This window comes from Acidobacteriota bacterium (genome assembly GCA_016208495.1).
Taxonomy (GTDB): domain Bacteria; phylum Acidobacteriota; class Blastocatellia; order Chloracidobacteriales; family Chloracidobacteriaceae; genus JACQXX01.
The window spans coordinates 14,760-36,963 of the sequence record JACQXX010000099.1 but is presented as its reverse complement, the minus strand read 5'-3'; the positions used below and the strand labels follow the sequence as shown (position 1 = coordinate 36,963).

The following is a 22,204-nucleotide window of genomic DNA, read 5'->3' as shown; positions in this document are numbered from 1 at the left end:
TATAGATGAAATCCGTTTCAGGTCTGGGACAGAACACGATTGAACTCGTGTGGATGAAATATGTCATGACCAGCGTTGAAGCCTCGTCACCAGATGGTTTGGGTGGATCAGGCCGTTTGGGAACCAGGACCCGGACCTGATTGACCAAAGGAGAGTTTTTGTGAAGGTACGCCCAACGGCATTTGACCGACTTCGGCTCCGTTTGACCAGGTATGTTTACCGAACTGAAGTGGAGACCAAAGCCGAGCGCTCTGAGGTGCCGGTGCGTGCGGAATTGTTCAGCCGGGAACAGATGGAGCTGCACGCCAACCATTTGGCGAAATCGCACCGCATCAATCCAGCTCCGGGCCCAGATCGGTTGCTGAACCGGCTGGCCGAAAATGAAGACATCCTGATGGATGTTCACGCCCGTTTGATGGAAGCCGTTCAAGCCAAACGTCGCATTCCACCTGCCGGGGAATGGATCTTCGATAACTTTTACCTGATTGAAGAACAAATCCGCACCGCCAAACGGCATCTCCCCAAAGGATATAGCCGGGAATTGCCGCGCCTGCTCACCGGCCCTTCCGCTGGATTGCCGCGTGTGTATGACGTCGTGCTTGAGGCCATTGCTCATGGCGATGGCCGGGTTGATCCGGAAAGCCTGAGACACTTTGTCACGGCCTATCAGGCTATCACCCCGCTGACATTGGGGGAGTTATGGGCCATCCCAATTATGCTCCGACTGGCATTGATCGAAAATCTCCGTCGAGTTGGATCCCGCATTACCTCTGATTGGAGCACTCGAAACCGGGCCGCCCGGTGGGCCGATTTGATGATGGAAACCGCCGAAAAAGACCCGAAAGGTCTCATTTTGGTGGTGGCAGACATGGCACGGTCAAATCCGCTCCTGGTCAGTTCGTTTGTGGCTGAATTTGTGCGGCGGGTACAGGGTCGAAGCCCAACTTTAAAGTTACCGATCACCTGGATCGAACAGCGTCTGGCCGAAACTGGTCAGACGATTGAACATCTGGTGCAATCTGAAAACCAGCAACAGGCGGCAGATCAGGTTTCGATTGGCAACAGCATTGGCAGTCTTCGGTTTTTAGGAGGCATGGATTGGCGCGAATTTGTCGAGGCGATGAGTATTGTCGAACAAATTTTGCGGACTGATCCGGCTGAAGTCTATTCCCGGATGGATTTTTCAACCCGCGATGCCTATCGCCACGTGGTTGAGCAAATTGCGAAGCACAGCCCACATACCGAAACCGAGACAGCCCGGCAGGTGGTTCAACTCTCACAAGCCAGCGCCAGTCAACACGGAGATACCGACCGCGCTGCCCATATCGGGTTCTTTCTGGTTGGCCCCGGGTTGCAGAAACTTGAGCAACGCCTGAAACGGCGACTTCCAGTGGCTGAGGTTCTCCAACGGGCAGGGTGTCAGTTTCCATTGACCTTTTACCTTGGCCCAATTCTGGTGTTGATGGCTACATTGACCTTTCTGTGGATCACGGCTGCCCGGAGCATTGGGATTCCAGGCTGGCAACTGGCGGTGACTGGGGGATTTGCCCTGGTGAGCACGCTGCACCTGGCCGTGGCGCTGATGAACTGGTTTGCCACCCTGACGGTCAAACCCCATTCGCTGCCACGCCTGGATTTTTCAAAAGGAATTCCGCCCGACTGCCGGACGCTGGTTGTGGTTCCGACGATGCTCACCAGCGTTCAGGGGGTTGAGCGGTTGCTGGAAGCTCTGGAAGTCCGGTTTCTGGCCAATCGAGATCCAAATCTCCGCTTTGCCTTGCTGACAGATTTTCGGGATTCCGCCCAGGAAGTAATACCTTCGCAAGACGCTGCCCTGATTGCACAGGCCCAGCAGGGAATCGAAGCCTTAAACAAACAATATTGTGACAATGATGAAGATCGCAGCGGCCCGTTTTTTCTCTTTCACCGCCCACGCCGATGGAACCTTCCTCAGGGAACGTGGATGGGATATGAACGCAAGCGAGGCAAACTGGCGGAGCTCAATGCGCTGCTTCTGGATGGCTCAGAAGACCGCTTTGCGGTTGTCGTTGGCGACCGCACGAGGTTATCAGGCATTCAATATGTGATCACGCTCGACACAGATACCCACCTGCCACGAAATTCGGCCAGGCAGTTTGTCGGGGCAATGGCGCACCCGCTCAACCAGGCCAGACATCAGGCCAAAACCAACTGTGTCAACCTTGGATATGGCATTTTGCAGCCCCATGTCACAGTGAGCATGTCGGGCCTGAACCGGTCCCGGTACGCCAAACTTTTTGGCGGGGAAACCGGCATTGACCCGTACACCCACACGGTATCTGACGTCTATCAGGATGTGTTTGGCGAAGGTTCGTTCATTGGAAAAGGAATTTATGACGTCGCGGCATTTGAAACCGCACTCAAAGATCGCTTCCCCGAAAACCGCATTCTCAGCCACGACCTTTTGGAAGGGTGTTATGCCCGCTCAGGGTTACTCAGTGAAGTCGAGTTGCACGAAGAATTCCCGGCTTCTTACAGTGCCGATGTCAGCCGCCGCCATCGCTGGATCCGGGGCGACTGGCAGATTGCCGAATGGTTGCTGCCACGGGTTTCGATTTCTGGCGGAGGCCGGGCCTGGAATCCGCTGTCATTGCTGTCTCGCTGGAAGATTTTTGATAACCTGCGGCGAAGCCTGACCCCCGCCACGTTGATGATGCTGTTGTTGTTTGTTTGGGCGTTTTTATCACCCGTGTGGGTTTGGACCTGTGCCGTTGTCGGAATCCTGTTGATTCCGCCAGTCCTGGTTGCACTTCCGGACCTGTTTCAAAAACCGGCGGATCGGAGGCTCAGGCCGCACCTGTCCCTGGTGATGCACACAACCGTTCGCAATCTTTCGCAAGCTGTATTTGGGTTGGCGATGCTTCCGTTTGAGGCTGTCTTCAGCCTTGATGCCGTTGTTCGGACCCTCTGGCGGGTGCTGATTTCGCACAAACACCTGTTGGAATGGAATCCGTCAATTGACGCCGAGCGTCAGGCCCCAACCGACCTCATCGGGTTATACCGCCTGATGTGGAGCGCCCCTGCTATTGCCCTGATGGCGGCTGTGTGGCTGGCCTTTTTCAGACCGGAGGCACTGATTGTGGCGGCACCGCTGCTCGTCCTGTGGCTTGTGGCACCGGCGCTTGCCTGGTGGATCAGCCAGCCCATCGCCCGGCACGAAGCCACATTAACCGTCGAGCAATCGGTGTTCTTGCGCAAGCTGGCCCGCAAAACCTGGGGGTTCTTTGAGCAGTTTGTCGGCCAGGATGACCACTGGCTGCCACCCGACAATTTTCAGGAACATCCAAATCCAGTCATTGCCCACCGGACGTCGCCGACCAATATCGGTCTGGCCTTGCTGGCCAATGTCACCGCTCACGATTTCGGATACATCACCACCACCCAACTGATAAACCGAACGACGAACACGTTGAACACGATGGATCGGCTGGAACGTCACCGGGGGCATTTCTATAACTGGTATGACACCCAAACGTTGGTGCCGCTCCCGCCGCTCTATGTCTCATCGGTTGACAGCGGCAACCTGGCCGGACATTTGTTGATTTTGCGAACGGCTCTTTTGGATTTGCCTGATCGCCCGATTGTCGGACCCCGGTTGTTTGAAGGCATCAGTGACACACTTGAGATTCTGACCGATGCCCTCAATGATTCAACTTCGACGCAACTTCTCAGGTTGCACGCCCGCATTGGGGCGGCTTGCTCCTCACCACGCACCACGCTTGGGGAAGTCCGGCGAGGACTGGAAGGGCTGCTCAAGGTCGGCGAGGAAATGATTCAAACCCTGACGCCTTCCTCTGGAAAAGAAAAGGTCCACTGGGCAAGTGTGTTGACCCAGCACTGCCGCGAAGCGCTTGATGAATTGCAGTTTCTGGCCCCCTGGATCATCCATCCGGATGCTGTTCAGGTTGGAATGAATGACATTCTCACGCTCCGGCAACTGGCAACCCTGACCATTCCTTCCTCAAAAGACCAGCTTGTTGGAAACGAATTGCGACGGCTGGTCAGCCACTCGCGTTTGCGGGCTGCCGAACGGTTAAAAGAGCTGGACGAGCTTGCCGGGCGCAGTGGGGACCTGGCTCAAATGGAATATGACTTTCTGTTTGACCCGACGCGAAAGCTCCTGGCAACCGGCTACAATGTCGGCGAACGGCGACTGGATTCCAGTTACTATGATTTGCTGGCCTCCGAAGCACGATTGAGCAGTTTTGTGGGCATTGCCCAGGGACGATTGCCACAGGAACACTGGTTTGCCCTGGGGCGATTGCTGACAACCGCCGACGGTGGGCCGACCTTGCTTTCCTGGAGCGGCTCAATGTTTGAATATCTGATGCCGTTGCTGGTTATGCCGACCTTTGACGACACGCTGCTCGACCAGACGTACCGGGCCTCGGTCAAGACGCAAATCGAATATGGCCGCAAGAACGGTGTCGCCTGGGGCGTCTCGGAATCAGGCTACAACATCGTTGACCTCCATCTGAATTACCAGTATCGGGCGTTTGGCGTGCCAGGGCTCGGATTCAAGCGCGGTCTGGCTGAGGATCTGGTGATTGCTCCGTATGCCTCGGCGCTGGCACTGATGGTCGCGCCACAGGAAGCCTGCCGGAACCTGCAGCGGTTGACCGCTGAAGGGGTCGAAGGTGAGTACGGCCTGTATGAAGCCGTTGATTATACCTTGACCCGAGTTCCTCCCGGACAATCCACTGCCATTGTGCGGTCATTTATGGCGCATCATCAGGGCATGAGTTTTCTGTCAATGGCCTATGTGCTGCTGAACCGTCCGATGCAAAAACGCTTTGAGGCCGAGCCGCTGTTTAAGGCAACCATGCTGTTGCTGCAGGAACGGGTCCCAAAAACCACCGAGTTTTATTCACCGCCCGAAGAAACCACCGAGGTTCATACCGGTCCGAAGAATTCAGACCGGCCATTGCGCATTTACAAAAACCCAAATTCCAGGGTGCCCGAAGTCCAGTTGCTTTCCAATGGCCGCTATCACGTCATGCTCACCAACTCTGGAGGCGGATACAGCCGATGGAAAGACCTGTCCATTACCCGCTGGCGAGAGGACACGACCCGCGATAACTGGGGCACGTTTTGTTACCTGCGCAATGTGACCAGCGGGGAATACTGGTCCACTTCCTATCAACCAACACTCAAACAAACCGAGCACTACGAAGCAATTTTTTCAGAAGGCCGTGGCGAGTTCCGCAACCGCAACGCGGGGATTGACACCCATACCGAGGTCGCGGTTTCACCTGAAGACGATATCGAATTACGGCGCGTCCGCATTACAAATACCGGACGGACACGGGTTGTCCTCGAAATTACCAGTTTTGCCGAAGTCGTGCTGACCTCGTCCGCTGCCGATGCCCTGCATCCTGCGTTTAGCAAGTTGTTTGTTCAGACGGAGATTCTTTCCCAGCGACAGGCGATTGTCTGTGCCCGGCGACCCCGTTCCGAGCACGAATTGACGGTCTGCATGTTTCATTTGATGACCGTTCATAATGCTGAAATCAACAAAGTTTCCTATGAAACGGACCGGGCGCGCTTTATTGGTCGCGGCAATACACTGGTCAATCCCCTGGCGATGAGTGAAACCGGCCCTCTTTCGGGTAGCGAAGGCTCGGTCCTCGACCCGATTGTGGCCATCCGGTATCAAATCATCCTGGAACCAGAAACATCGGCCACGGTCAATATTGTGACGGGGATTGGCGAAACCCGCGATTTGTGCCTGGGACTGGTCGAAAAATATCAGGATTGGCGGATTGCAGGCCGGGTTTTTGACCTGGCCTGGACCCATAGCCACGTGACGTTGCGCCACCTGAATGCCACCGAAGCCGACGCTCATTTGTACTGTGATTTGGCCAGATCAATCCTCTATGCCAATGCCACGTTGCGAGCCGAAGCCAGTCTTTTGATCCAGAACCGACGTGGACAGTCCGGGCTGTGGGGATATTCGATTTCCGGCGACCTGCCGATTGTGTTGTTGAAAATCGGGGACCCGTCCAATATTGACCTGGTTCGGCGGTTGATTCAGGCTCATTCCTACTGGCGGCACAAGGGGCTGGCGGTGGATCTGGTGATTTGGAACGAAGACCGAACCGGCTATCAGCAATTGTTACACGATCAAATTATGCAGTTGATCCCGGCCACCATCGAATCAGGGTCAATGGAACGACCGGGTGGAATCTTTGTCCGGCCCATTGACCAGGTTTCAGCCGAAGACCGAATCCTGGTTCATTCGGTCGCCCGCGTGATTTTATCTGACCGACTGGGAACACTTGCGGATCAGCTCAAACTCCGGGGGCCGATTGAACCTGAGATTCCGCTTCTGATCCCGGTTCGAAACCGCCGAATCGAAATCCCGGTTGGAGGGTCACCCCGTGACGATCTGATTTTCTTCAATGGACTGGGTGGCTTTACCCGCGACGGTCGAGAATACGTCATCACCACGGCGCACGGCCAATCAACGCCGGTGCCGTGGGTCAATGTGCTGGCCAATCCAGGTTTCGGCAGTGTCATTTCTGAAAGCGGTGCCGCTTATACGTGGAGCGAAAACGCCCACGAGTACCGGCTCACCCCGTGGCACAACGACCCGGTGAGCGACTCCAGCGGCGAAGCCTTCTTCATTCGCGAAGAAGACACTGGCTATTACTGGTCGCCGACGCCGCTACCTGTTCGCGGAGGCACACCCTATGCCTGCCGTCATGGATTTGGCTACAGTGTTTTTGAGCATACCGAGCACGGCATCAGTTCCGAACTGTGGACCTATGTGGCGCTCAAGGAACCTGTCAAATTCATCGTCCTGAAACTCCGCAACGATTCTGGCCGGATGCGCCGCCTTTCGGTCACGGGGTATGTCGAGTGGGTACTGGGAGACCTGCCGCCAAAAACCGCCATGCATCTGAGCACTGAACTGGATCCGCTCAGTGGTGCCATTCTGGCGCGAAATACCTACAACACCGAGTTTCCAGGTCGAGTGGCATTTTTTGATGTGGATGACCCGACCCGGACCTTTACCGGGAGCCGGACTGAGTTCATCGGACGCAATCAGACACTCCAGAATCCAGCCGCTCTGAAGCGGTCGCGATTGTCGGGCAAACTCGGCGCTGCCCTGGACCCATGTACCGCGCTGCAGATGGCATTTGATCTGGCGGGTGGAGAGACACGCGAAATCGTGTTTCTGCTCGGGGTTGGAACCGACGCGGCTCAAGCAACCCAACTCGCCCGACAGTTCCGGGGACCGAAAGCGGCCCGCCTCGCGCTGGAACAAGTTTGGGACTACTGGAAACACACCCTGGGCGCCGTTCATGTGGAAACACCCGATCAATCACTCAATGTTTTGACCAACGGCTGGCTCCTATATCAAACCCTGGCCTGTCGGATGTGGGCTCGGAGCGGGTATTATCAATCCGGCGGGGCGTTTGGCTTCCGCGACCAGTTACAGGATGTCATGGCACTGATCCATATTGATCCGCAGGCGGTCAGAGCCCACCTGCTGGTCTGTGCCTCGCGGCAATTTCCGGAAGGCGACGTCCAGCATTGGTGGCATCCGCCAATGGGGCGCGGTGTGCGAACCAAATGTTCGGATGATTACCTCTGGCTGCCCCTGGCCACACATCGCTATGTGACCAGCACGGGAGACACCGGCGTTCTGGATGAACCGGTCGCCTTTGTCGAAGGTCGGGAATTAAATCCGGAAGAAGAGTCGTATTACAATCTCCCCAATCAGTCGGAACGCCTTGCCACGCTGTATGAACATTGCCGGCTTGCCATCGAACGAGGGCTGAAATTCGGCGACCATGGCCTGCCGTTCATTGGTTCCGGCGATTGGAATGACGGGATGAACCTCGTGGGCGAGCATGGCACCGGCGAAAGTGTCTGGCTGGGGTTTTTTCTCTATCAGGTGCTCGTCCGGTTTGCGGTGGTGGCGCGGGGCCATCAGGACATATCCTTTGCCAGTCACTGTGATCAGACAGCGGCTCGATTACGCGAAAACCTGGAACAGCACGGCTGGGATGGCGGGTGGTATCGCCGGGCTTACTTTGATGACGGCACACCGTTGGGTTCTGCCACCAATGCTGAATGTCAGATTGATTCCATTGCCCAGAGCTGGTCGGTGCTCTCGGGCGCCGGTGACAGGGCACACTCCCGTCAAGGAATGGAGGCACTGAATCAGCGGCTGGTGCGGCGGGAACAGAGGCTGATTCAATTACTTGACCCTCCATTTGACATATCTGACCTTAACCCTGGATATATTAAAGGCTATGTTCCCGGCGTCCGTGAAAACGGCGGCCAGTATACTCACGCCGCGATTTGGGCAGCGATGGCCTTTGCTGAGCTGGGTGAGGGCGAGCGAGCCTGGGAATTGTTCTCCATCATCAACCCGATCAACCACGGCAGGTCGCCTGAAGCAATGACAGTTTATAAGGTCGAGCCCTATGTCATTGCCGCCGACGTGTATGCCCGTCCGCCACACGTTGGACGCGGCGGGTGGACGTGGTACACGGGTTCAGCCGGATGGATGTACCGGCTCATTTTAGAATCACTTTTGGGTCTCAATCTGGAAGTGGATACACTCTCTCTGACCCCCTGCCTGCCGGCAAATTGGGACGGCTATACGATTCACTACCGCTTTCGGGAAACGGTTTATCACATCACCATCCGGCGAATTTCGGATCCAACCCTTGAAAAACCAGGCATGACCGTTGACGGACAGGCCCAGGAAGGCCAGGCGCTTCTTTTAATAGATGATCGGAAGGAGCACACGGTAGAAGTAACGATCTTATACCATTTAGGGCTGAGGGTATCGGGCTAAGGGCTAAGGGAAATACAATCCTATCAATAACTTAATACTACAGCGAGGTTTCGGTTTTAACCTGCGAAGCGGGTGGCAGGCTCGTAGCCCAGGGTGGAGTCTTCGAAACCCTGGGTTGCCGGTGGGGCGGGAGGGAGGCCGGGCCGTTGGTCCCAGGGTTGCACCCTGGGCTAGCGTGCCTGCCGCCCAGTTCCTGGGCTCAAAACTCGGTTTTTTATTAAAACCTCGCTGTAGTATTAACCTCTTATTAATGCGAATTAAGAGTTGAAATTGAGACTTCAAAATCAACAACTTACAGACAGCAGATTGAACGTCTGAAATCTGAGATTTTGATAAGCCCTTTGTTTTCAACGAACAATTTTTTCAACCCTTAACTGGCATTATTAATACAACAGGATCATTCCAAAATGGTATTACCAGAAAAAATGCGAGAAAGCCCCGCCCTACCACTTCGCGGTTGAGGATGGGGCTTTCTCGCATTTTTTCTGGGTCAAGTAATTCAATCAAATGAGCTTAACGAACTCTTAACTGGCATTATTGATGCCAGTTAAGAGTTAAAGCCGTTTTGGTTCTCAGCCCACGAAGGGCGCCGGCTCGTAGCCCAGGGTTGCACCCTGGGCTACGAGCCTGCCACCCGCTTCGCGGGTTCAAATCCGCTTATTTTTTTAACTCTTAACTGGCATTATTGACTGCTGGCTATTGACTCCAACCTGTTCTTATTTCCAGGCTTCTTCATTTTCAGTAGTGAACTGGTACTGGTCGGTCAATTGTTTTATGCCAGAGTCATAGGCATCAAAGTCACGTTGGATCCTATCGGTTGAACGTCCGCCACGTTGCATCATCCGGCTGACGCGACGTGCATTGCGGATGATCACTTCGGCGGCCCCGCGTTGGGCCTCATCAGAACTTCGGGCGTCAACCAGTTCGGCATAGAATTGGGTAGATGCAGCCAGGGCGGCCAGTGATGAGTACAGAGTGGCCTCATTTTCATTCAATTGCCAGATTGATGACCGGCTGGTTCGGCCATTGGTTCGAAATTGTGATCTGACGGTGGCCAGCATCCGATCAGCCTGCAGTTTGAGTGACGACGCCAGGCTCATTCCCGACCCGTTGCCAGGTTGGTTGGAAGAACCGACGGCGATGGTCCAATCGCGATTGTCGCTATGGACCACAACCGTTCGGATCCGCGATACATCTTCACGGCTAATCACATCCAGGTTCTTTCGACTGTTCCCCTGGGAGGCATAGCCAGTGGGTGGTGTACCACGCGCCCAGACTTCCATCTGGCCGTTTTTGATTTCATAATCCCCAAAGATATTCCAGCCACCGGAATTGACCTCGGTCAGCATAGCAACACGAATACTGCGGTCTGACTGGCGGTAGGCTTTGGCTTCCACCACGCGCACCAGACGACTGTTTCGGTCATTATCATTTCCAGTATTATTTCCAGTGATATTTCCGTTATTGTCCACCAAACCTAATGCCTGGGCGGTTTGCAGATCAAGTCGCGACGTTTGTTCAAGGCGTTTGTCACGTTGAAAATTCTTGATCGCCGAGCGAGTGCTGGCGGTGAAGCGTCCATCAATGGCTGAACCATAATAATTGCGATCCCGCAATTGGACCTGAGCCAGCTTGATAAATTCTAAATCAGTGTATTCTTGCTGGGTTTGTCCATAGCCACCACCTGAATTGTGGTTGCCGGTATTGGCTGAATTGTAGCCGGAATCAACATCCGACATCCGCAGGCTGCGGGTTAATTCATAATTAAAGGTATCTCCGGCTTTCACCTGAGCTTCATAGCCTTTGCTGAACAAGGCGCCCAGGATACCAGCCCCGGCACCAACCCCGGCGCCAATCGCCGCCCCTTTACCGCCTCCGGCCAGGGCACCAATGATGGCACCGACACCGGCACCGCCACCAACGAAAATAATATTTCGTTTCGTGGTGGAACTGCCTGTGGTGCGGCCTTCTTCGTCAATTTGATTTTTTACATCCGGATCCGTACTTGTCAGCAGCCCATCAATGGGAAGCGACTGGCCATTGGCAAACACCAGCCGATCAAACTCAACCGAGATTGTGCCCGTTTCGTTGCGCCGGGCGGGTTCCACATTGGTGACATGGCCCTGGGTTCTGGTGCCTTGCGCAATGGCGGTCTGGCCATTCACGATCACGGGTTCCATAACCGTCATGGTAAAGGTCTCGCCGGTCTGAGCCGTGGCTGAACTGAGGGTATTGTCCATTCGGAGTTTCAACACCGTGCCGGAACGGATGTCAGGTCCTGAGTATCGAATACTTGATCGAATGTCTTGCCCGCTGGCCGCCTGGCACGAGAGCGGCGCGCCAGCCATCAACAGGATCAGAAAACAGAGAATGAGAATTGAAAAGGATCTGCGCATCGCACAGAGAAATGGATTGGTGTTTACAACTAAATTCATGTTTGGACCTCATGTGTCATCTGGCATTCACCCTGATAAACGGTCCGGAGCCGGTCGTTGATGAAGAGGTGAAGGGAAAGGGGTCATACCATTTGAAGGGCAGTCCCTCGGATTGGAAAAAGGGGAACTTCTTGAAAAATAGCTCTTTCTCAAAGAAACCCAGGTCCGAGATCCTGAACCCAAAATGTGATTTATCGTCTGGCGGTGCGGACGGGAAAGTGTCAGCCGTCGTCTATATTTCGGTTTTCCGTTGTGCGATGACCCGCAGAAATCCGTTGATTCCGGCGTGGAGCAACAAATACACGACCAGCGCGATGATAATTGGTAAGGCGAGGGTATATCCGTTGACCGATGGGCTGCCGACGATTCCCCGAAACGGGGCGTAGAGCGGATCAGTAATGGCGTAGATAAATTGTACAAACCCGGCACTTGACCGGGCGGCCATCAGCGCCAGCATCAGCCGGATAACCAGCAACCCATAGATAATGCAAAAAACATAGTCAAACACCTGCGAAATCCGGGCCATGCTACGTCCGACGGTGACTTCGCGCTCGGTGCCGACCACCTCGTCAATCGCCTTGCCGCGAAACTGTTCGGCAACCTGTTGAATTCGCTTATCTTCCGCCGGAGTGGCAACTTCAGCCTGGGCGGCAATTTCGGCGTGGACATCACCTTCGACCTGTGACTTGACCGAGGCAAGCTGCCCGACACGGCGGTTTTCATCAACTGCCACTTTATTATCTTCCATCTTCTTTCTCCTGGCCCGAATTCCAGGCGCTGAATCAACAACCAGTGTTATTTATCAGCCGTGAACGGGCCGGTTCCTTTTCGTTTGTCGTCAGTTATCCGTATCAATAATCTTTTAAAATATTGAGTTTGGTAAACGTCTTATATACTTTTATTTACAGGTTACGCCGGCCAGTCAGGAACTGAAAGATCACAACAATTAAAAATGCCACCAACAGCAGGTGAATCAACCCGCCAAAATGTCCGATTGAAAAACCAAGCAGCCATAACACAAACAGGACGACCAAAATTGTCCACACCATAGAGTGCTCCGATCAAATTTTTGAGTATTGAAATAGGTTTGAGCCTTGATCGCTCCCAGTTTTCTTTGTTTGATCAAAAAACAAAGGAAACTACAAACAAAAGAGAGCTGTACGTTTCTGAGGATTCAATCAAAGAAAGAAGGTCTGGGGTGCTGCCCCTTTAAGGGCAATTCTTGTGCCAGAGAGGAAGATCATCGGGGATCGTCAGGTAACTCTATCTCTTGTATAGGGTTTGCTTGAATGAAATGGGTGTATGGTTCTAATGCGGTAGCCCAACACGCTGTATGAATCCAATGGCCTTGATGTACGAAGTTGATACGCCCCCTGGCACCTGCCTGCCTGATGGTATCCAGGCTAAAATGCCATTCACCACCTGCATCAGGTTGCATTCTGAATCAGGTAAATCATTCTTTTGATTATGAATAAGAATCTGTCTCAATCACTTGAGATTAAATTTTGGATTCAATTCGAGCCAGGTTTGAGTTATTCTGGCACAAACTTTGCACAAGGTTCCCTGCTAAAGCTCTGGTTTTAGTTCCTGGGAAGCCGGGAAATCAGGCAACGATTCTGAATACCGGTGAGGAAATGATGAACAGGAAGAAACCCAAAAACGAAAATCAGAAACGCAACCATCTTCTCACCCGTGAGCAGGCCGCCCATGACCAGGAAATAGAATTAAATCGGTTCAAAGATGAGTTTTTGGCGACCCTCTCGCATGAATTACTCACCCCGCTGAATTCAATTCTTGGGTGGCTGACGGCATTACGCTCAGGAAGACTCACTCCCGTGGATGCCACACGTGCTCTGGAAACCATTGAAAAGAGTGCCCGGTTACAGCATCAATTGATCAAGGACCTGCTCGATATTGCCGGGATTGTCACGGGGAAATACCAGCCTGGAATTCACGAGATTGAACTCAAACCGGTCATCCAGGCGGCCATCAAATCGCTGACACCAGTGGCCGAAGCCAGGGGGATTCACCTTGAATGCTCATTTGACCCGGCTGATATTTTTGTGGCTGGCGATGCCGAACGCCTGCAACAAATTGCCTGGAACCTGGTCTCCAATGCCGTCAAATTTACACCGGCGGGTGGTCAGGTCCTGGTTCAATTAGAGAAAGTTCGGGCCCAGGTTGAATTGACGGTCAGTGACACCGGAATCGGAATTTTGCCCGAATTCCTGCCGCATATGTTTAAGCGGTTTCGCCAGTCGGATTGTTCCACCACGCGAAAATACGGTGGGCTCGGGCTCGGGCTGTCACTGGTACGGCACCTGGTGGAGTTGCACGGCGGCACCGTACACGCCAGCAGCGATGGAGAAGGTCGCGGTGCCACCTTTGTCGTCACACTGCCGGTTCTGGTCAAAACTCAATCGCACCTCCGAACCAATGTTGAAAATAACCCCGTACGGCTCATTTCTCCGGTGCTTAAATTTATCAACGTCCCGCCAACGGATTGGCTTCGATATTTGATGCCTGGAGCTCCTTTCTTTCATCCTCCCTGGCTCCCGGAGCAGCCCTAATGAAAAGAAAAACCTATGACTACAAAATCCTTGGATGGCAGTCTCCCTCTTGATCGGCTGGTTGTTTTTGTCGGCGTTTTAAAGCCGGACGGCACCCTGATTGAAGCCAGCCGTGCGGCGCTCAAGGCGGCCCAACTGCAAGCCGAAGATGTCTTGAATAAACCATTTGAGGAAACCTACTGGTGGTCCTATTCCCCCGATATCCAGGCCGAGTTGCGGGCGGCGATCAAATCGGCGGCGGCAGGTGAAACGCCCCGCCGGTATGATGTCAAAGTCCGTTTTGGCGAAGACCGGTTCATTACAATTGATTTTGCGCTGGTGCCCCTCTTCGATGAAGACGGAAATCTGACCCGGTTGATTTCTTCCGGGGTTGATGTCACCGACCGCAAGCGGGCGGAAGAATTATTACGCCAGAGCGAAGACCGGTTGCGGCTGGCGCTCAATATTGGTTCGATGGGGACCTGGGACTGGAATATTCAGGACAACAAAATGGTCTGGTCGGAAAACCTGGCCTCAATTTTTGGGCTCCCTGACACCATGTTTGATGGAACCTATAGCGGGTTTTTACAGGTTGTCCATCCTGAGGATCACAATCTGGTCGAGGTGGCCGCAGCGCGAGCCGTGAATGAAAAAGCCCCCTATGACATCGAATTTCGCACCTTGCTCGCCGATGGCCGTAGTGACTGGATTGCCTCTCAGGCACAGGCCATCCACGATTCCGAAGGGAACGTGACGCATCTGATTGGAATCGCCCGCAATGTCAATGCCCGAAAACAAGCTGAAGCGGAACGGGAAAAGTTGCTTCTTTTAGAACAAACCGCCCGCGCCGAGGCCGAAGCCGCAACTCACGCCAAAGATGAATTTCTGGCGGTTATTTCGCATGAACTTCGGTCACCGTTAAATGCCATTCTGGGATGGACGCGCATCCTGCGCAGTAAAAATCCTGATGAATCCACCATTTCCCAGGCGCTCGAAACCATTGAGCGCAGTGGTCGAGTGCAACAAAAACTGATTGACGATCTGCTCGATGTGTCGCGGATCATCTCCGGCAAGCTCCGGCTGGACGCCCAACCGATAGATCTCCATCCAATCATTGAGGCTGCCAGCGATGTGATGCGACTCGCGGCAGAAGCCAAAAACATCGAATTACACCTGATCCTGGAACCAGGTGCCGGGTTCATCACGGGTGATGCCGACCGGATGCAGCAGGTGATTTGGAATTTACTCTCAAACGCCATCAAATTTACTCCGCCCAATGGGCAGGTTCGAGTTTCCCTGGAGCGCAATGGCCCCTATGTCCAGATTGAAGTGTCTGATACCGGAAAAGGTATCAACCCTGAATTTCTGCCGTTCATTTTTGAGCGATATCGTCAATCCGACACGTCCAATACCCGGCGCCATGGCGGGTTAGGGCTTGGACTCTCGCTCGTGCGGCATCTGGTTGAATTACACGGTGGTGGCGTCACAGCCAAAAGTGCCGGTGAAGGAAAAGGCGCTACGTTTTGTATCCGGTTGCCGGTCCGTGCCCTGGGAAAAGAATCGTTCAGTGTCCATCGAACACCTTCTGGAGAGATGCCGGCAGTTCAACCTTTGCCGCTCAACGGGCTGCGGCTCCTGGTGGTGGATGACCAGCTCGATGCCCGCGAAATGTTATCCATCTTGTTGCGCCAGTTTGGGGCCCAGGTGACCCTGGCGGCTTCAGCGGCAGAAGCCATGTCAATCATCCTGGCAAATCAGGTGTTTGACTTGATTATCTCAGATATCAGTATGCCGGATGAGGACGGGTATTCGTTGATTCGGAAAATTCGGAATCTGTCGGCCAATGCTGGCGGACAGATTCCGGCAATTGCGCTCACCGCATTTGGTCGGTCGGTTGATCGGATTCGGGCGCTTGCGGCTGGATTCCAAATGCATATTCCCAAACCGGTGGATGCCGATGAACTGGTGGTTGTGATTTCAAGTCTGACCGGGCGATCCGGAAAATTGTGATACACTCGGGAAAAAGTTGCCCCAATTACCTCATTCGCCATAAACTTTCAGAATAAAAACCACGGAATACACCGAAACACACGGAAAATAAATCGAAATCCTTCAATGATTTCTGAGATTTCAACGAGCTATGGATTGAGGAAATATTTTTCTAAAAAGACTCCAGGATGAGCAACTATGGCACGGTACTATTCAAAGACTCCGGCTTATTTACCGGCCAAACCCAAAATTTTGGTGATTGATGATGACCAGTCAATGCTTGATTTGGCCCAATACCATTTGCGCGAGCAAAAGTATGAGGTAGTAACAGCCAGCACCGGAACTGGTGGACTCAGTCTCCTGGGTGCTTCTCATTTTGATCTGGTATTGACTGATTTAAACCTGCCCGATCTGGATGGCATTGAGTTGGTCACCCAAATCAAAGCTGTTTCGCCAGACACCGAAATTATAATGATTTCCGGTTATGGCTCTGTCTTCAAAGCGGTCGAAGCCACCAAAGCCGGCGCCTTTTTCTTTGTTGAAAAACCGGTTGATTTTGATGAATTACTCCTGCTGATTGACAAAGCCCTGGAACGCACCCGGCTGGCGTCAGAAATCAAACACCTGCGTGGAAGGCTCGCCACCCGAGACTCGTACCAGAGCATCATCGGCAGCAGCAAAGCCATGCAGCATATCTATGAGATCATCGAAAGTGTGGCTGAATCAGATGCCAACGTGTTGATCCATGGAGAATCAGGCACCGGGAAAGAACTGGTCGCCAATGCGATTCATTTCCGGAGTCTGCGGGCAAATAAAGCCTTTATCAAAGTCAATTGTGCCGCGCTGCCGAAGGAATTGATGGAATCGGAATTGTTTGGCCATACCAAAGGCGCTTTTACCGGAGCGATGTCGGAAACAGTTGGACTCATCGGCCAGGCCAACGGCGGCAGTCTGCTCATGGATGAAATCGGCGAAATGCCGTTAGAGTTGCAACCCAAATTGATGCGGGTGCTCCAGGAGCGAGTCTATACCCAGGTGGGCGGTGAAAGACCCTTAGCCGCCAATTTTCGCCTGATTGCCGCCACCAATCGAGAGCCAGCCGAAGCGATCCAGAGTGGGATTCTGCGCAAGGATTTGTACTATCGCATCAACACCATAGAAATTCGGGTGCCGCCGCTCAGGGAACGCCCCGAAGATATTCAGCATCTGGCCGAATGCTTTTTGGCTGATTTTGCCCTCCGGTACCATCGCCTGGCGAGAGCGATTTCCCCACAGGCATATGCCCAACTCTTTGCCCACCTCTGGTCAGGGAACGTTCGTGAATTGCAAAATATAATGGAGCGCGCCGTCCTGGTGTGCAAAGGTGAAACGATTGACGTTCAGGACCTCCCGTTTCAGAAAGATGTGACGGTCAGCCCGGTGCCATCTGTGACCCTGTTCACCCCCGCAACGGGTGAGCTGAGCATTGAACAGCTTGGCCGCATCCTGGTTGCCAAACTCCCAGATCCGAAGTCTCTTGATGAAGAGCGACCTGATGTCCTCAAAGAGATTGAGTGTGCCGTGGTGATTGCCACCCTGGAGCGAACCAAAGGAAATAAACAGGCGGCAGCCAACCTGCTTGGGCTCTATCGGCCACGCCTCTATAACCTGCTCAGAAAATACAATCTCTCGTCTTCCTCGACGGATGATCCATTGGAACTCGAAGAGCAACCCGGCCACGAAGTACTGGTCAGTATAAAAAAGAAAACGCAGCACCCTTGAATCATTTGATTTTTCAGGTGGCTGCGGCGAGTTGAGCCAGGGTGAGGCGATTGGTATACCATTTAGGGCTGAGGGTATCGGGCTAAGGGCTAAGGAAAATACAATTCTATCAACAACTTAACCTCTTATTAATACGATAGGATCATTCCAAAATGGTATAACCCCTGCCCCCATACGCGCCAGGATAAGAAACCTTGTGTCCTTTCCGTTGGTATTGAATGACGCTCTTGTCGGGCCTGGGGTGCGTCCTGGCCGTGACCGTGGGCTTCGCACCACGGCTATTAAACGACGACCCTGCGGGCCTGAAATCCTTATCCTGGCGCTTATGCCCCTGATCCCTGACTCCTGAATTATTATTTACCGGTGATTGCTTTGCTAATGTCGGTAACGGCATCTCCGACCTTACGCCGGACCCGGCCCACGGTTTCCTGGACCTTGCCTTCGTCTTGATCGGCCTGGCCTTCTTTTTCAAGCGTGACATCATTGGTAAGGCTTCCCACAGCTTTCTTTACCCTGCCTTGAATTTGTTTTCTTTTTCCGGTGACTTCATCTTTACTCCACATAGTTTCCTACCTTTCGATCAACCCGTTTGAACCTCTTGTCGGGAAACGGCAACGGGGAGACTTGAAAAGAGAGGACGCCCCACGGCGCCTCTCAGGATTTTTAGGGTCGTGCTAATAGTGAGTTTACAACCTGGTATTCGGTGTCAGTCAGTTCCAGAGTTTGAACCTTCCAGTGTGGAGAGGCTTACTTTTTGGTGTTGCCCAGCGCCACATACAGGTTGTTTGAAGCCTCTGTCCGTTGAAAACGGCTTTCCAGTACATCTTTGCCGTTCAGTTTGCGTCCATAGACGGCAATGTTGGCATCGTCATCGAGTTTGATCGTTCCGCCTTCAAGCGATATTCCGGCAAACAACCCTTGTGAGCGGGAATAAGCCAGAATTTTGGCCTTCATTTGGGCATCAGTGTTGGCTGAGGCGGAACGGCCAACCGGGCCGGCAGCCACAGAGGCATCAACACCCAATTTGAACTGATTTTTGGACAATTTCTGGATTCCAGAGCGGTTTTTGACCACCAGAACCAGGTCGGTTGTTTCGCCGCCAGCCTGGAACCCGAAACTGCCACCTTTCAAGGTAACAAACCCAGGCGAACCCCAGCTTCCATTTTTCTGTCGGACGATCACTACTCCACGGCCAAATTCACCACCGAAGATAAAGGCCCCTTTCTTGACGCTGGGAATCAGGATCAGCGCGGCGGCATTATCAATGAGTTCCTTGGGAATGGCATTGTCTCTGGCTGCCATCAGTTCGTTAAGAATCGTGGCTACATTTTCAAGGCGTTCGGTTTCGTTCCCGGTGACTTTACGCAGCCTGACAGTTGCGCTCTCGCCGGCCTGTACAAACACTGGGACGACGCAGGGAAGCAACGCGGCGGCTAAAAGTATCGAAGTTGCGGGACGTGAAATTATTTTCATAAACGATAAATCCTTGTGGTTGGGTAGACCTGATTGGCAATACACCGTTGGCGGTGAAAAAAAATGAACCTGTCTTTGCGAAAGTGAGGTCTCCTGGTTTTACTATGTGCCCTTTTAAGTGCAATGCTTGTGCCAGAGAGTGATTTCCAGGATATCTTGAGCGTAATCAACTCTTTACATACCTGTATCTCTTTCACCTCATCTCACAGCGAATAAACTACTGTATGCCTTCAATGTTTGGAGTGTATTCAATCCATACAAAAACTTTCGCTGGAATCTGAAAAAAACAAGCTCCGATATTGAAATTCCCAGCTCCAGCACGGTCCAAACGATGATTCCGGTTGGCTTAACCGCTGCGGCACAAGAGTTGCACCTACCCTCATGATTGGTTCGGTCGTCAATCATTGTGAAACTTAATTCCAAACTGGAGGGTGTATGTCGTTGATTTCGTTTTTGTTGTTGTTGCTCATTGCCGGTATCTGCGGGTCGCTGGGACAGGTCATTGCCGGGTCGAGTCGGGGTGGATGGGTGGTTTCAATTGTGATCGGGTTTATCGGTGCTTTTTTGGGAATGTGGATTGGCCGGCAACTCCATCTGCAGGAGCCGTTAACCGTTCGCCTCGATGGCCAGTCGTATCCGATTTTATGGTCAATCATTGGTTCTATTGTGCTTGTGGTCGTGCTGAGCCTGTTTAACCGACAACGCCGGGGAAACGGCTGGTTTCGGGCCTGAGCCAGAACCTCGTCATATGTGCTTTTACCGGATTTTGTGTTGAATCAGGCTGGTATTGGAAATAAAGGACTTGTCAGTACCACCCGCATCAGTGGGTGGTACTAACTCTTTTTGTAGTGCGATGATTTTTTTATGGCGACCTGTATCAAAATTCAGTCTGTGAGCAAGACTGGAAATTCGATGACGGCACGGGTAAAGTGGGCGACATCAACCGTGTTTCCATCAGCCCCAACTCTACCTTCTGAAACAGATGACAGGGTGGTCCTTCATCCTTCTATCCTTGATTCCTTCAAAACTCAGATTTCAAACCAATGACCCACGAAGCTTTTATTTTTGATGCAATCCGAACGCCCCGTGGCCGAGGCAAAAAGAACGGCGCGTTGTACGAAGTCAAACCCATTGATCTGGTGACCGGCCTTTTGAAGGCACTTCAATCCCGCAATGACCTTGATACCTCACAGGTGGACGATGTTGTGCTCGGATGTGTCACCCCGGTTGGCGAACAGGGCGCCAACATCGCCAAAACCGCCGCCCTTTTTGCTGGTTGGGAACAGACCGTGGCCGGATTCCAACTCAACCGGTTTTGTGCTTCGGGGTTGGAAGCCATCAACCTGGCGGCGATGAAGGTCCGCTCCGGTTGGGAAGATCTGGTGGTGGCCGGCGGGATCGAATCCATGTCGCGGGTGCCAATGGCTTCCGACGGCGGACCGATGGCGCTTGACCCAGCCGTGAGCCATGCCATCAGCTTTGTGCCACAGGGAATCAGCGCCGACCTGATTGCCACCATCGAAGGCTTTACCCGCGAACAAATTGATACTTATGCGGTTCGTTCGCACCATCGTGCCGCAGCGGCGGCCTCCGGTGGATATTTTAAAAACTCGCTGATTCCGGTAACTGACCAGAATGGCTTGCTGATTTTGGGTCAGGACGAACTGATTCGGGCCGATGCTTCATTGGAAACAATGGCCAAACTCAACCCATCGTTTGAAATGATGGGTGAATTCGGGTTTGATGCCGTGGCTCGCCATCGCTACCCGGAAGTTGAACGCATCAAACACGTTCATACGCCGGGAAATTCGTCGGGCATTGTGGATGGCGCGGCGGTGGTCCTCATCGGTAGTCGTGAAAAAGGCGAAACGCTTGGTCTCAAACCACGGGCGCGCATTCGTGCCGCCGCTGTTTCTGGTTCTGAACCCACAATCATGCTCACCGGGCCGCAACCGGCGACGCGCAAAGCCTTAAAAATTGCCGGTATGACGCTCAATGACATTGATCTGGTCGAACTCAACGAAGCCTTTGCCTCCGTGGTGCTCAAATATCAACGCGACCTGGATGTGGCTGACGACAAACTCAACGTCAACGGCGGCGCGATTGCGATGGGGCATCCGCTCGGCGCCACTGGCGCCGCGCTGGTGAGTACCGTCCTCGACGAACTCGAACGCCGTGACAAACAAACCGCGCTGATTACGCTCTGTGTCGGCGGCGGAATGGGTATTGCCACGATTCTGGAACGTGTCTAATCTCAGGTTGCAATGCGATTCTTGCATTATGGAGAAGCTAAACCATTGAGAAAATTGTATTTCCTGAACCCTGAACCCTGAACCCTGAACCCGAACTGCTTTTGCCATGAGTACTGGTGTCCTTTCTCCACCTCCCGAACCAAATGTTACCCTGGTGCTGCCACTCGTCTTGCACGCGCCGAAGTTACTGCAAACGGAAGAATATTTCTTTGAATTTTGTCAGTTGAATTCCGATTGGCGAATTGAACGCACTGCCCAGGGAGATATTGAATTTATGCCGCCAACTGGAGGCCGAGCTGGAAATACCAACGCCACTATAATCACAGTGCTGGGCGTTTGGGCTTTCCAGGATGGAACCGGCAAGGTATTTGACTCCTCAACCGGGTTTGTGCTGCCAAATGGCGCGGTTCGCTCACCAGATGCGTCCTGGGTTCTCCAGGGACGCCTCAACACTTTGACTGATGAAGAATGCGAGAAATTTTTACCACTGTGTCCTGATTTAGTTGTGGAGTTGAAATCGCCAACTGATTCGTTGGCGACGCTCAAAAGTAAAATGGTTGAATATATTGAAAACGGCGCCCGCCTTGGCTGGTTGATTGATACCAGCCTCAAGCAGGTGTTTGTTTACCGTCCAGATGCGGAAGTTGAAGAATTGATTGACCCTCCCACACTTTCAGGCGAGCCGGTCCTGCCTGGATTCGTTTTTGATTGCTCCAGATTGTGGGCGCCGCTCAAGTAACCGTGGACTTCGCACCACGGCTATTGCACGACGTCCCTGCGGGACTAATACCATTTTTGCAATCATTCCCTCGGACCATGAGATATTTAAATTATTGAAATAATTGCATTTCCCTGAACCCTGAACCCTGACAAGATGACCGACTGACAAGG

Annotated in this window: 12 protein-coding genes; 7 read left to right on the top strand and 5 right to left on the bottom strand. The window is 53.0% G+C overall.

Translation table 11 applies throughout. From position 1 onward, the window contains the following. The first annotated feature begins 292 nt into the window (after positions 1 to 292). Positions 293 to 8,854: a cyclic beta 1-2 glucan synthetase gene (locus tag HY774_20280; GenBank protein ID MBI4750822.1), complete on the top strand. Its 8,562-nt coding sequence runs from the start codon at positions 293 to 295 to the stop codon at positions 8,852 to 8,854. A 716-nt stretch (positions 8,855 to 9,570) separates the two neighbouring features. Here HY774_20280 and HY774_20275 read toward each other — a convergent pair. The 3 genes from HY774_20275 to HY774_20265 all read right to left on the bottom strand — a co-directional run bounded on the left by HY774_20275 (position 9,571) and on the right by HY774_20265 (position 12,338). Next, positions 9,571 to 11,289 carry a peptidoglycan-binding protein gene (locus HY774_20275; GenBank protein MBI4750821.1) on the bottom strand — a complete coding sequence of 573 codons (1,719 nt, stop codon included), beginning with the start codon at positions 11,287 to 11,289 and terminating at the stop codon, positions 9,571 to 9,573. 232 nt (positions 11,290 to 11,521) lie between these two features. Next, a complete protein-coding gene (locus tag HY774_20270) occupies positions 11,522 to 12,037 on the bottom strand; it encodes a YggT family protein (protein MBI4750820.1) in 516 nt (171 codons plus the stop codon). Between the two features lie 154 nt (positions 12,038 to 12,191). Then, complete coding sequence (locus tag HY774_20265) at positions 12,192 to 12,338, bottom strand: lmo0937 family membrane protein (protein ID MBI4750819.1); 147 nt, start codon at positions 12,336 to 12,338, stop codon at positions 12,192 to 12,194. Positions 12,339 to 12,923: 585 nt separating this feature from the next. Between HY774_20265 and HY774_20260 the strand changes: the two genes are divergently transcribed. From HY774_20260 to HY774_20250, 3 genes are all read left to right on the top strand, one after another. Continuing rightward, positions 12,924 to 13,859 (top strand): HAMP domain-containing histidine kinase, encoded by a 936-nt coding sequence (locus HY774_20260; GenBank protein ID MBI4750818.1) that lies wholly within the window; start codon positions 12,924 to 12,926, stop codon positions 13,857 to 13,859. A gap of 15 nt (positions 13,860 to 13,874) precedes the next feature. After that, positions 13,875 to 15,848, top strand: coding sequence for a response regulator (locus HY774_20255; GenBank protein ID MBI4750817.1), 1,974 nt, complete (start codon positions 13,875 to 13,877; stop codon positions 15,846 to 15,848). Positions 15,849 to 16,025: 177 nt separating this feature from the next. After that, positions 16,026 to 17,588, top strand: coding sequence for a sigma-54-dependent Fis family transcriptional regulator (locus HY774_20250; protein ID MBI4750816.1), 1,563 nt, complete (start codon positions 16,026 to 16,028; stop codon positions 17,586 to 17,588). Positions 17,589 to 17,941: 353 nt separating this feature from the next. Here HY774_20250 and HY774_20245 read toward each other — a convergent pair whose 3' ends face one another. Continuing rightward, entirely contained in the window at positions 17,942 to 18,151 is a 210-nt protein-coding gene (locus HY774_20245; GenBank protein MBI4750815.1) for a CsbD family protein, read from the bottom strand. A gap of 184 nt (positions 18,152 to 18,335) precedes the next feature. Beyond that, positions 18,336 to 19,061: a lipid-binding SYLF domain-containing protein gene (locus tag HY774_20240; GenBank protein ID MBI4750814.1), complete on the bottom strand. Its 726-nt coding sequence runs from the start codon at positions 19,059 to 19,061 to the stop codon at positions 18,336 to 18,338. A 435-nt stretch (positions 19,062 to 19,496) separates the two neighbouring features. On the opposite strand from HY774_20240, the gene HY774_20235 reads away from it, so the two are divergent. The 3 genes from HY774_20235 to HY774_20225 all read left to right on the top strand — a co-directional run bounded on the left by HY774_20235 (position 19,497) and on the right by HY774_20225 (position 22,052). Then, positions 19,497 to 19,793 (top strand): GlsB/YeaQ/YmgE family stress response membrane protein, encoded by a 297-nt coding sequence (locus tag HY774_20235; GenBank protein ID MBI4750813.1) that lies wholly within the window; start codon positions 19,497 to 19,499, stop codon positions 19,791 to 19,793. Between the two features lie 311 nt (positions 19,794 to 20,104). Next, the gene (locus HY774_20230) at positions 20,105 to 21,313 is read left to right on the top strand and encodes an acetyl-CoA C-acetyltransferase (GenBank protein MBI4750812.1); all 1,209 of its coding nucleotides are present in this window, start codon (positions 20,105 to 20,107) and stop codon (positions 21,311 to 21,313) included. 106 nt (positions 21,314 to 21,419) lie between these two features. After that, the gene (locus tag HY774_20225; GenBank protein MBI4750811.1) at positions 21,420 to 22,052 is read left to right on the top strand and encodes a Uma2 family endonuclease; all 633 of its coding nucleotides are present in this window, start codon (positions 21,420 to 21,422) and stop codon (positions 22,050 to 22,052) included. The last annotated feature ends 152 nt before the right edge of the window (positions 22,053 to 22,204 follow it).